This window comes from Vibrio sp. LB10LO1 (assembly GCF_010092875.1).
In the GTDB taxonomy this organism is placed as follows: Bacteria; Pseudomonadota; Gammaproteobacteria; order Enterobacterales; family Vibrionaceae; genus Vibrio; species Vibrio campbellii.
Genome location: NZ_JAADJW010000007.1, coordinates 17,188 through 30,377, shown reverse-complemented (window position 1 = coordinate 30,377; position 13,190 = coordinate 17,188). Strand labels below are relative to the sequence as shown.

Annotated in this window: 8 protein-coding genes; 4 read left to right on the top strand and 4 right to left on the bottom strand. The window is 47.5% G+C overall.

Features of this window, described 5'->3' with window-relative positions; translation table 11 throughout:
- The first annotated feature begins 295 nt into the window (after positions 1–295).
- From fdhF to GXP65_RS06780, 4 genes are all read left to right on the top strand, one after another.
- Positions 296–4,540 (top strand): formate dehydrogenase subunit alpha, encoded by a 4,245-nt coding sequence (gene fdhF, locus GXP65_RS06795; protein WP_162092351.1) that lies wholly within the window; start codon positions 296–298, stop codon positions 4,538–4,540.
- Between the two features lie 92 nt (positions 4,541–4,632).
- Positions 4,633–5,568, top strand: a complete 936-nt coding sequence (locus GXP65_RS06790) for an endonuclease/exonuclease/phosphatase family protein (RefSeq protein ID WP_162092350.1) — start codon at positions 4,633–4,635, stop codon at positions 5,566–5,568.
- A 147-nt stretch (positions 5,569–5,715) separates the two neighbouring features.
- Positions 5,716–7,524, top strand: a complete 1,809-nt coding sequence (locus GXP65_RS06785; protein WP_045419085.1) for an amidohydrolase — start codon at positions 5,716–5,718, stop codon at positions 7,522–7,524.
- A 199-nt stretch (positions 7,525–7,723) separates the two neighbouring features.
- Complete coding sequence (locus tag GXP65_RS06780) at positions 7,724–8,095, top strand: hypothetical protein (RefSeq protein ID WP_086015291.1); 372 nt, start codon at positions 7,724–7,726, stop codon at positions 8,093–8,095.
- A gap of 77 nt (positions 8,096–8,172) precedes the next feature.
- Here the strand turns inward: GXP65_RS06780 and GXP65_RS06775 are convergent, their stop codons facing one another.
- From GXP65_RS06775 to GXP65_RS06760, 4 genes are all read right to left on the bottom strand, one after another.
- The gene (locus tag GXP65_RS06775; RefSeq protein ID WP_162092432.1) at positions 8,173–9,270 is read right to left on the bottom strand and encodes an ABC transporter permease; all 1,098 of its coding nucleotides are present in this window, start codon (positions 9,268–9,270) and stop codon (positions 8,173–8,175) included.
- Positions 9,270–10,196, bottom strand: a complete 927-nt coding sequence (locus GXP65_RS06770; protein WP_033906808.1) for an ABC transporter ATP-binding protein — start codon at positions 10,194–10,196, stop codon at positions 9,270–9,272. The genes GXP65_RS06775 and GXP65_RS06770 overlap by 1 nt, the downstream gene beginning before the upstream one ends.
- Positions 10,197–10,200: 4 nt before the next feature.
- Positions 10,201–11,151 (bottom strand): HlyD family efflux transporter periplasmic adaptor subunit, encoded by a 951-nt coding sequence (locus tag GXP65_RS06765; protein WP_205455467.1) that lies wholly within the window; start codon positions 11,149–11,151, stop codon positions 10,201–10,203.
- Positions 11,152–11,516: 365 nt separating this feature from the next.
- On the bottom strand, positions 11,517–13,148 hold the full coding sequence (locus tag GXP65_RS06760) for a methyl-accepting chemotaxis protein (RefSeq protein ID WP_162092349.1): 1,632 nt from the start codon (positions 13,146–13,148) through the stop codon (positions 11,517–11,519).
- Positions 13,149–13,190 lie beyond the last annotated feature (42 nt).

The following is a 13,190-nucleotide window of genomic DNA, read 5'->3' as shown; positions in this document are numbered from 1 at the left end:
TGAAAATGATGAAAACCCTTCGATTCTAAAGGTTAACCTTAGGGGAAGGTCAATATTTTATTGCCATTCTTATCAAAATAGTAGCGTTCACTAGTTTCTGCATAATCGAGGGAGTAAAACGTTTGTTGAGTTCTTACTTGTGATACTTCGTGACAGAAGTGCTTTCTTTTTATGACACGAAAAAAATGTGGTTTATAAGTTTTGTATCACACCGCCTTGTCTTGCAAATGTTTATCCTTATAGAATGTATGGTTTTATTTGTGCAGATGTGGATTTGCTTTGCTGCGGAGGTTGTATGATAGAAATTGTCATCGATGGAAAATATAGAATTGTAGAAGAGGGGCTGACCCTTCTAGAAGCAGCAAAAGTGTGTGGAGTTGAGATTCCATCGCTGTGCGGAATGAACAAAAGTAATGAAAAAGTACCGTGTGACTTGTGTGTGGTTGAAGTTGAAAGCGGCGGTACTAAGCGCGCGTGTGAACTTGAAGTTTACCGCGGCCTTAATGTGGTCACGCAATCAGAACAACTAAGCGAGCATCGCAAAAAAGCACTTAACCGCATCATGACGGACCATTACGCCGATTGTGAAGCACCATGCAAAACCGCTTGTCCTGCGGGTGTAGATATCCAATCGTACCTTTATCACATCGCACAGAACGATCATCAAAAAGCGATTGAAGTGATTAAGCGTACGCTTCCTATGCCGTTATCGATTGGCCGCGTATGCCCGGCATTTTGTGAGAGCGAATGTCGCCGTTCGTTAGTCGATGAGCCTATCGCAATTCGTCAGCTAAAACGTCATGCTGCGGATGCGGATTTGTCTGCGCATGAAGCCTATGTGCCAGAAAAGAAACCAAGTAAAGGTTTGAACATTGCCGTCGTTGGTAGTGGTCCTGGTGGTCTAACGGCTGGCTACTACTTATCGAATGAAGGTTACGACGTTACGGTCTTTGAATCCATGCCAAAAGCGGGCGGTTGGTTGCGTTATGGCATCCCAGAATACCGTTTGCCAAAAGACATTCTCGATAAAGAAATCGAACTGATGTGCCGCAATGGCATGCAAGTTCACACCAATCAAAAGCTGGGTGTGGATTTCACGCTCTCTCAATTGAGTGAAGAATACGACGCGGTGTGTTTGGCTGTCGGCGCGTCTCAAGCGGTTGAAATGCATTACACAGGCAGTGATCTTGAAGGTTGCTACTTAGGCGTTGATTACCTTAAAGATTACGTTACCGAACAAAACTACGTTACGGGTCAGAAAGTCGCGGTGATCGGTGGTGGTAACACGGCAATTGACTGTGCTCGTACTGCGCGTCGCGCTGGTGCAGACACCACGTTGATTTACCGTCGTACCCGTGACGAAATGCCAGCAGAAGACTACGAGATTGTCGAAGCTGAACACGAAGGGGTGAAATTCCACTTCTTGACTAACCCTGCAGAAAACCTTGCCGATGAAACCGGACGCGTGAATGCGATTCGTCTAGAGCGCATGGCGTTGGGTGAGCCGGATGCATCTGGTCGTCGAAGCCCTAAACCAACTGGCGAGTTCTTTACCGAAGAGTTCGACACCGTGATTGCAGCAGTATCGCAAAAGCCAGATCTGAGCTTCCTCGAAGGCGAAGACTTGTCGATTCCACTTACGCGCTGGAACACCTCTGATGCAGATGAAAAGACCATGCACACCGGCACGGGCAACATCTTCAGTATTGGTGATTTCCGCCGTGGTCCAGCAACGGCAGTTGAAGCTGTGGGTGATGGTCGCGTTGCGGCAAAAGCCATTGATCTGTTTTTGAATGGCGATATGGCGGATATGCCAAAGGCGGCGTTCAACTCGCGCAAAGAGAAGAAACTTTCTCAAGTCGATCCGCTTCACTTCGAGAACATCCAAAAAGTCGCTCGATCTATCATGCCTGAGCTGACCCCGGCACAACGCGAGCAAAGCTTCGCTGAAGTGGAGTTGGGCTTTGATAACGAAGAAGCGATGAAGGAAGCGGCGCGCTGCCTTGAATGTGGCTGTCAGGCCAATACTGATTGTGCGCTGCGTGATTACTCCACCGAATATGAAGCTGAGCAAAGCTTTGACTTTTCCTTGCAGGTTAAATCACATCAAGATTGGTTAGATCTTCGTGCGAAAGACTTGCGTCATAAGTACGAAGTTGACCGCAGCTCTGAGTTTATTGAGTTTGATGCCAACCGCTGTATTAGCTGTGGTCAGTGTATCCAAGCGTGTCGCGACAAAGCCGTGCACGGTGTACTGAACTTTGTGTGCGATAAACAAGGTCGTCCGGCATTACGTCCTGACGATCGTCCACACTTTGGAAGTAACAAGAATGGCTTAACTCTGATGGGCGATTCGAACTGTGTGCAATGTGGCGCGTGTGTTCAAGTGTGTCCAACAGGCGCGATGGTCGATAGTCGTGACCGCTCGCAAGGTCGTACCGAAGATCTGAAAGCGGTCGACACCATTTGTACATACTGCGGTGTGGGTTGTAAGTTGACCATGTTCGTGGACGAAGCAACCAACACGATTCGCTACGTGAAAGGCGGGGACTCGCCGGTGAACCAAGGCATGCTGTGTGTGAAAGGGCGCTTTGGTTTTGATTTCATTGGCAGTGAAGAGCGTCTTACCACGCCATTGATCCGTAAAGATGGTTGGCTGCAGCCTGCAAGTTGGGAAGAGGCAATCCAACTCGTCGCGAGTAAGTTCTCTGGCATCAAGCAAGATTTTGGCAGCAACGCATTAGCGGGTTTCTCTTCAGCGAAAACCACCAATGAAGACAACTACGCATTTCAAAAATTTGTCCGCCGTGAACTGGGCACCAATAACGTCGATCACTGTGCGCGTTTGTGTCACGCATCGAGTGTGACGGGGCTTGAGGCGTCACTGGGTAGTGGTGCAATGACCAATGACATCCCAAGTATTAAGCACTCGGATGTGATCTTTATTATTGGTTCGGATACTACATCAGCACACCCGATCATCGCTTCACACATCAAACAAGCAATTCGTCACCACGGCGCTCGCTTGATTGTGGCTGACCCGAAACGTGTCGATATGGCAGAGCATGCTGAGTTGTATATGGCGCACCGTCCGGGTACGGATGTGATGCTCCTAAACGGTGTCATGCAGCAGATCATCAAGAACGGCTGGTACGATCAAGAGTACATCGAAGAACGTGTCGACGGCTTTGATACCTTACTGCAAGAAGTGATGTCGCCAGCTTACAACCTCGATAAAGTGGAGTTGGTTACGGGCGTTAAAGCTGAAGACATTCAAGCAATGGCTCGCATGATCGGTACGGCAGATCGTACGGCTGTTTACTACTCGATGGGTATCACTCAGCATACGACAGGTCATGACAACGTGCGTTCTATCGCTAACCTGCAATTGCTGTGTGGCAACATCGGTATTGAAGGTGGTGGTATCAACCCGCTGCGTGGTCAATCAAACGTGCAAGGCGCGTGTGATATGGGCGCTTTGCCAAACAGCTTCCCAGGCTACCAAAAGGTATACAACCCAATTGTGCGTCAGAAGTTTGCGATTGAATGGAACGCGCCAAATCTGCCTTCTGAGCAAGGTCTAACCCTGACAGAAATCATTGATGCGGCTTGCCATCGTGACGTTCGCGGTATGTACATCATGGGTGAGAACCCAGTATTGAGTGACCCGAACCAAGCGCACGTGATTGAGGGCTTAGAAGCGCTCGATTTCTTAGTGGTTCAAGACATCTTCCTAACAGAAACTGCGCAATACGCGGACGTGGTTCTGCCTTCTTGCTCATTTGCAGAGAAAGCGGGGCACTTTACCAATACGGAGCGACGTGTTCAGCGAGTGAATCCGGTTGTCACGGCACCGGGTGAGGCAAAAGAAGATTGGTGGATTATTCAAGAAATCGCCAATGCCATGGGCATGGGCAGTGATTGGGATTACCACTGCGTGTCTGATATCACTAATGAAATCGCACGTGTGACACCTCAATACGCGGGTCTTCGTTGGGAGGCGATCACGCCAAACGGTGTGCAATGGCCGAGCAACAAGAACAACCCGGCAGGTACTCGCATCATGCACCAAACCCAGTTTACTCGTGGTAAAGGGCAAATGGTGGGTGTACCGTTCCGTTATGCGGCTGAGCTACCAGATGAAGAGTACCCACTTGTGTTGACGACGGGTCGTGTACTTGAGCAGTTCCACACCGGCACTATGACGCGCAAAACCAAAGGGTTGGATAATCTTGCTGGTCCACGTGCGATGGTGAGCGTGGAAGACGCAGAAGCGCTAGGCATCAGTAATGGTCAGCGTTTGACGGTGTCTACACGTCGCGGCAGCATTGAGATTAATGCCTTTGTGACTAAGCGTATTCAAAAAGGTGTGGTGTTCATTCCATTCCACTTTGTTGAATCGCCGGTGAACCGTTTAACGACAACGGCGACTGACCCGCATGCGAAAATCCCTGAGTTCAAGGTCGCAGCGGTTAAAGTGGAAGTGAGCGAAAAAGCGCGAAACGCAGAGCCTGCAACGGAAGCGGTTCATACCGTTTAAGCTTATAAGTTGCGTATTGGTCAGTAGCGCACTGGCGAGTTGGGTGATTACATATAAGCTTATGATATGTAATCGCTAAACGAGCCGTGCGTGTGCTGAGAGCCATAAAATGGATTTTGTTGTTTCTACCGGCATCAATTTGGCTGGTGGCAAGGCAATCTCATGATATTTGGTGGGCGGAGAATCTAACCTCGATTCCCGCTCTCCTTTTATTCGCCTACCTAGGTTTTGCTTTGGTACTTTTGGTCTGCCGTCATTGGGTGAAGGCACTTACTGCAATCGCGATCAGCGGTGCTTTTGTTCTATTCCTCTTACCCACTCAAATTACGAACAACCAAACCTGCGAAAATCCGCTGACGATCGTCCAATTCAATCTTTTCTACGAAAATCCGGATATCAATCAGTTCATTAATTATTTGCTTAAACACCCTGCGGATTTGGTGGTGATGCAAGAGCTCTCGCCTCAAGTGGGGGAGAAACTTCATCTTCTCGACGATATTTATCCTTTCTATTATGGCGGCCAGCGCGGCGTTGGTTACCCGTCAAATCAGATGATTTTGAGTCGTTATCCTTTGGATCCAGTTTCGATTTATCACACCCCAGATGGTCAAGAGGTGATTCGAGCAACATGGCAAGTGGACAACCCAATTACCTTAATGACGGCGCATCCTCCCTCGCCAAGAACCGAGTCGCTATGGCAACGCCGCAATGCCTTGATTCGAACCATAGAAACCCTTACTGATTTGTACCCAACACCGGAAATGATTGTGATTGGGGACTTCAACCTTTCTGCTGCAAGCCCAAGGTTTAGCAAGCTGTTCTCTCGTTTCCAATCCCGACCAGTTGCCAGTTGGCCAACATCGATAAAAGGAGTATCAGTCCCATCCTTTGCCATGATTGGGATTGATCACCTTTGGCTTAAATCAGAAAAAACGGATAGGCAAATCTGTACTCGCCTATCGACAAGTCAACCAAATGGTTCTGATCACCGCTTGGTCACCACGGTGATAGGTAACGTTCTGAATTAATTCCTGTTTCATTCTCAAGATTGTGAGCGAAATCGGTTCACCCCTGACAAAAGCGGTCTTTACTTTATACACCATGCTCCCCTTTCTTTTTTAGAACGGGATTCTATAACTAAAGCAGTAAATAAACTGGTGATATAAGGGTTAAAAATGAAACCATTCAAGCGAACGTTAGTGGCAGGTGCCATCCTAGGGTTAATTGGCGCTGTGGCAGGATGCAGCCCAGCAGAAGAAGCGAAACAACAAGAACCAAAACCTGAGGCTCAGGTAGAAGAGCAAGCTCAAGCAACTACGCCTGCGGAAAGCGGTGAAACGATCTATTTGGCTGATACCATCATCACGATGGATGAAGACCAACCTCGTGTAGAGGCGGTGGTAGCGGATGATGACGGCAAGATTGTTTTTGTTGGACAAGAAGCGCAGGCGCTGAAGCAGTTCCCAAATGCGGATAAAGTCGATTTAGAAGACAAGGTGATCATGCCTGGCTTTATTGAGCAGCACCTGCATCCGTTTCTCGGTGCACTCACGTTGAGTATGCCGGTCATTGCTCCTGAAGAGTGGCAGTTACCAAGTCGTACTTGGCCAGCGGTGAATGGACATGAAGAGTATCTGGCCGCGCTGACTGCCGTTGAAAAAGAGATGCAGGATCCAAATGAAGTCTTGTGGACATGGGGCTACAACAACTTCTTCCATGGTGAATTGACGCGCGCTGATCTTGATAAGATCTCGAAAACACGTCCAATCGGTGTATGGCATCGTTCGGCACATGAGTTCTATGTAAACACGGCATTTGTTGAGAAGTTTGGTCTTAACCAAGCAGACATCGATAAACAAGGTAAAGAGGTAGCAGCTCAGTCAGATCTGGAGAATGGTCATTTCTGGGAAGGTGGTGCGTTGATTTACCTGTTACCACGTATCTACAAAGATCTTGGCAGTGAAGCAAGATTCCGTGCCGGACTAGAGCAAATGGTGGAAATGCTGCACGAGAAAGGGGTGACGGCTTACAACGAACCTGGCGCGTTTATACCAGAGGATATGGTGGGTCTCTATAAAGAGATCTTGGGTGCTGATGAAACGCCAATGTACTCCTTCTTTACACCAGAAAGTAAGTCACCGTACTTCCTAAAAGGCAAAGAGGGTGTGGTTCAAGCGGTTGAAGAGATCACCAAAACCTTCCCTGATGAAGGCAAAGTTCGCTTCTTTAAAAACCAAGTTAAGCTACTGTTCGATGGCGCAATCATCTCTCAGTTAATGATGATGAAAGACGGTTATCTGGATGGTCACCATGGCGAGTGGATTCAAACCCCTCAAGAAGTCGAAGACATCACCAAGCTGTTCTGGGAGAAGGATTACCAAATCCTCGTGCATGTAAACGGTGATGAAGGCGTTGAAAAGCTGATTGAAATTTTGAAACGTCGTCAAGCTGAATACCCACGTGAGAACCACCGTTTTACGATTGTTCATTTTGCCAATTCGACCGACGAACAAGTCAAGGAACTGAAAGAGCTTGGTGCGATTATTAGTGTTAATCCATATTACGTAACGGGCTTCGGTGATCGTTTTGGTGAAGTCGGGTTAGGTGAAGAGCGTGCGCACGCGATGGTTCGATTAGCCACGATTGAAAAAGAGCAGATTCCTGTTTCTTTGCATTCGGATATGCCAATGGCTCCGGCTGATCCGCTGTTGCTGGCGTGGAGTGCTGCTACTCGCCAAACCAACAACGGAAATGTGCTGCGTAAAGATCTCGCGCTTTCTCGTGAAGCCGCACTAAAAGGCATTACCATTGAAGCAGCATATTCGTGGGGGATGGAAGATACGCTCGGTAGTATTGAGGTAGGTAAAGTAGCCAACTTCACGGTGCTGGAAGAAGACCCTTACAAAATCGACATCAACAAGCTGAAAGATGTGCCGATTTATGCGACCGTCTTCGAAAGCAAGTTGTTCCCTATCGATAAATAGCACCAAAATCCAGTACTTAAGAACTGCAAAGTGTCTAGTTATTTAGAATTAGGTTAAACCAAGCGACGGCTTGTCATGGAATTGACTGACTCTGACCGTCGCTTGTTATTTGTGTGAATTCTTTAACCTAAACTTCATCCGCTTTCTATACTGAAAAAGAAGCAAAGAAAAAAATTCATAACGATAAGAGGCAACTTGCATGACAAGAACTACCTCAGCAGTGTTAATACTAATCTTAATGAGCGCCTATTTTGCCTATAACCGTTTTTACGTTTATCCGCAAAAGTTACAAACACAGGCGGAATCGATGCTGATCCAAATGGCCAACCGTGAAGAGTGGCTTGACGTACATGAGATGATGGAACGTGTAGAAGCGCACAAGGCGCATCTGGAGCTGAACGCAGACATTACCTCAACCAGCGGTAAACGGGCGTACAGCGAAGGGTATATTACCTACAGCGACCGCAGCCGAAACGTCTGTAAACAAGTGGTGTTCAACTTCAAAATCAATTCGCTAAGAAGCTATAGCATTTCAGATTTGCATGACTGCTCTTTAGGTGAGTATTACTGATTTCGCTATGATGATTAAATGATTCAATAAAAACGCCTCCAATTCTGGAGGCGTTTTTAGTTCTGGAATCTGGTAGGTTAATCGAGTGACTTCTTGAAGCGAAGTGAAGCAACAAAGAGACCGATAACGGTAAACCCAAGCAGCCAAAGCGTATCTCGCCAAAGCTCCATCAAATCTGCACCACGTAACACCACACCACGAATAATACGCATGAAATGTGTGGCTGGCAGGGCTTCTGATATCCATTGTGCCGCAACGGGCATCCCTTCATAAGGGAACATAAACCCTGATAATAAGATTGATGGCAGAAGAATAAACACTGTCATCTGCATCGCCTGTAGCTGAGTCGTCGCAATGGTGGATATCACCAAACCTAAAGTTAAACTCGCGGCGATAAATAACAGCGTGCCAAACAATATCTGACTAATGGCACCGTTTATCGGTACATCAAATATCCAGTGACCCAAACCGAGAATGATGAAGACTTGAATCAAACCTACGAAGATGTAGGGAATGATCTTCGCCACCATCAGCTCGATAGAGTGGATTGGTGTGGTAATCAGTAACTCTAGATTGCCACGCTCCCGTTCTCGAACAATGGCTGCACTGGTGAACAAGATCATCGTCATGGTTAGAATCACGCCCAACAAACCGGGGACAATGTTCACCGCCGAGCGTCGACTCGGGTTGTAATACAGCGCAACTTCAAAGGTTTTGGTTGGGGCAGGGCGTATCTCAAAATCAAAATCCGTTAACGGCATGGTTTGTAGTGAAAGAATCGCAGAGCTGATCATGGTGTCCGAACCATCCACAATCCACTGACCAAGCTCTCTGCCTTGCACTATACGTTGGGTAAGGTCACTAGGTAGAATCAAAGCCGCACGAACGATACCATCCTGAATAGCTTGTTCTGCTTGCTCCGCGGTAGCGAAGGTTTCCACCACATCGACCACTTGGGTTACTTTGACGGATTCGGTAATCACACGCCCCGCAGTACTGCCACTTTGATCGACGACGCCAACGGGAATATTGCGAATATCGGTATTAATGGCAAAGCCGAACAGCAGGAGCTGAATCAACGGGATCATCACGACCATGCCAAAGGTAATGCGGTCACGTGAAAGCTGACGGATTTCTTTGATCATTACGGCTTTCATACGGGCAATAGATTTCATCATTGGCGACCTTCTCCCGTAACGCTGACAAACACATCTTCCAAGCTAGGACGAGCAATGTTCATCTCGCAGCCATCAAGCTCTGGAAAGGTTTGGGTTAACCACTCGATCGGTTGTTCGATGTGCTGGTGGATCAAAATGCGTAAGCGAATGCCTAGCTGTGCGGCGGATCGTACCTCTTCGCGCTGAATGACTTTCTCTTTGAGCTCGCGTAAGTTATCCGCTTTGACTTCGACGATGTTAACGCCCATTTGCGCCATGAGTTCTTCTGGTTCACCATCAGCGCGGATTTCACCCGCTTCCATAATAGCCAGACGATGGCAGCGCTCTGCTTCATCCATGTAGTGCGTTGTGACCAAAATCGTCGTACCTTGGTCAGAGAGGTCAAACAACTGCTCCCAGAAATCGCGTCGGTTCTCTGGGTCAACCGCAGATGTGGGTTCATCAAGAAACAACAGTTCTGGTTTGTGCATGGTCGCAGCGGCGAGAGACAAGCGTTGTTTCTGGCCGCCACTCATTCCGCCGACGCGCTGTTTACGCAGTTGGTCTAGACCGTAGGTGGATAGTTGTTCTTCGATGCGAGCTTTTAGGGCCTTGGTTTCCATTCCAAAGATTTGTCCAATAAACTCAAGGTTCTCTTGAACCGTCAGATCATCATAGAGGGAGAACTTTTGTGTCATGTAGCCAATCTTGAGGCGCAGAAGCTCAGATTGTTTTGGGATCTCTAGCCCGAGTACATCGACATTGCCCTCACTTGGGCTAAGCAAGCCCGTCAACACACGAATGGTTGTCGATTTACCGCAGCCGTTGGGGCCAAGAAAACCATAAATACTGCCTTTGGGCACATTAAGTGTGATGTTGTTGATTGCGGTGAAGTCACCAAACTTTTTCACCACATTTTCAGCTTGAATCGCGTATTCGGTCATTGGCTTACTCCACCAAATCCACTTGCGCTGGAATGCCCGAAGGCAAGGATTGTGCTGAGTCTTGAAGGTCGACTTCTGCTAGGTACATCAAACGCGAGCGTTCTTCCTCGGTAAGCGCGAAATAAGGCGTGAATGAAGGCTCAGTCGCAACCCAACGAACGGTGCCGCTATATGGTTGTTCAACGCCATCTACATGCACGTTAACCGTTTTACCCGGCACAAAATCGACTCGGTAGTTGGCAGGAACATAAACGCGAGCGTATGGGACGCGGCTGGCTTGTATTACAGCAACCACACCATTCACAGGAACGCGTTCGCCAAGGTTAAACGGTAGATTGTCGAGTAAGCCATCTCGTGTGGCGGTGATGGTGAGTTCTGCCAGTTTCTGTTCTTTCAGTGCCACATCGGCTTTTGCTGCCATGAGTGCTGCTTTTGCTTGTTCAATATCTTCAGGGCGAGAGCCAGCCGTTAGTTTGCTGAACTCTTCTTGTGAGGAATCTAGCTCTGCACGGGCAGAATCTCTGGCTGCTAAAGCGGTGTCTTTTTCTGATTGGCTGATGAGTTTTTTACGAACTAACTCCGCTTTACGTTGGTAGTTCTTTTGTGCTTCAACCAATTGAGCTTCCGCTCTGGCAACGCGTGCTTGCGCTGCGGCAATGTCTTCTGGCCGCTCACCGTTGGTCAATTTCAAAAGATAAGCGTCAGCCTTGGCTTGTTCGGCTACGGCGTGAGCTAAAACGGCTTCTTGGTTCTTTGTATCGAGCTGAACCAACACTTCTCCTTCGGTGACTTGGCTACCTTCCTTGATGGGTAGGGCACGAATTATCTCGCTAGAGGTCGCAGTAAATGTTACGCGGTCACGTTCTAGTGTGCCAAGGGCTTGCTGTCCGTCATCTTTGGAACAGGCAGTTAAAAGAGTCAGGACTAGGGTGCCAAGAATGATTCGCTTCATCATGCGACGCTTCCTCTAAGAAGGTGAGCTCGAACTCGTATCAAGCTATAGAAGAGTGTGGGACTGCATTCAGTGTAACGTGAGTCAGTTTTATCCGGCTAGGAAGTTAATTCCTTCAATATTCATCAATTGATTAATTATTGAAACTGGCCTCACCTTTGAATGCGTTTCTAAGAATATTCTCATTCAAATATAGTGGGTTACCGTGATGTTGGTGGGATTAGGAAAGATAAATTAAAGAATCGAGACAAGGATCAGATTTACCGTGTACACGTAAAGAAACGGCGAGATAAAGCAAAGCCCGATGGCTGAGCATCGGGCTTTACAGAGCGCGCTAGGACAAAGTTAACGCAACCTTTAATGGCTGTTTAAGCCGTTTTAAACTGACTGACGATTTCTTGTAGACCAACCGCCAGTTCACTCAAGTCTCGGCATGCAATCGCGGTTTGACGAGAGCCTGTTGCGACTTCGCTAGAGAACTGGTTGATGTGTTCGACATTGCGGTGCAGCTCTTCAGTCACAGAGCTTTGCTCACTGCAGGCACTCGCGATTTGGATGCTCTTTTCAGCGATGTTGTCAGCGCTTTGTTCGATGTGACCAATCGTCGTTCCCGCTCGCTGAGCTTGTTCAACGCACACTTGAATCAAATCGTTGCTGTTGTTTGTAGCCGATACCGCGGTTTTCGAGCAATTCTGAAGTTTACTGATGATAGCAATGATCTCTTCTGTCGATGCTTGTGTGCGACTCGCTAGCGTACGAACTTCATCAGCTACAACTGCAAATCCGCGGCCTTGTTCACCCGCGCGGGCAGCCTCAATTGCGGCATTGAGAGCAAGCAGGTTAGTTTGCTCTGCTATGTCTTGAATCACGTCAACCACCACGCTGATGTTCGATGCGTCTTGCTCTAGCTCGCTTACCATGGTGCCAACAGATTGAATCGCGATTGAGGCTTCGTTGATCTGCTCAATACATTCTTGAACCACTTCTAAGCCTTCTTTGGCTTCTTGAGAGGCGCTGTTTGCAGTTTCTGAAGCGGCTTCTGTGTTACTTGCTACATCGTGCACTGTTGCTTGCATTTCGTCCATGGCGGTCGCAATCAGGTTAAGTTGTTGCTGTTGCTCATCCATGCCAGAAGAGGTTTGCTCTGAAATGGCGCTCACTTCCTCGGTAGCGGTGCTCACCTGAGCGGTAGTAGAAGAGATGCTATCGACCAGACTCAGCAGCTTGGCTTGCATATCTTCACAGGCGTCTGCCAATAATCCGAGCTCATCGTTACCAATTTTATTGCGCGGAAGTTTGTAGGTTAGATCGCCAGAAGCAATCTTCGAGGCCATTTCAACCACATATTGCAGCGGAGAACAGATTTGTTTTGTAAGGAATAAGCCGAGCACGAAGCTCAATGCCAATAAAGCAACAATCGCGATAATGCTATAAGTGATGGCGTCTGCAACTACATCGTGAGTGCTGTTGATGTCTTCTTTGATGAAGGTTTGGTTTAACTCAACCAGATCTTTAATCGAGTTAGAAAGTGCTTGGAACGTTGAAAAACCATCTAGCAGCATGGCGTTGGCTTCTTCAATACGTTTCGTGGTTAATAGCTCTGAATATTTGTCGTTGAAGCTACGGTACTTTGACCATGCACTCGATACTTCATTATAAGCATCACGGTCGCGCTGATCCCAAAGTGATTTACCGTATTGTTCAATATAGTTGTCGATTTTATTTTCTGATTCATCCAAACCTTTAAGCCAAGTGTTAAATTCAGCATGGTTTACATTAGTCAGCAAAGAGAATTCGTCTTTTCTTAAGGTGCCAATTTCGATTTCAATATTTTTTACCAATAAAATACTTGGCACTGTGGTGTCAGAAAATTCTGTCATCTTGCCATCAATAAGTTTTATTTGAGAGGTAAAGAAGAAAGATAACGCAATGACGGCAGCGGAGATAACAAGTATCAACGCACTGATTTTACTTCTAATACTTAGGTTGGAAAGTTTCATAGACTCACTGCAAATTGGGGGCTTGAAAGGCTCGGAGTCTAT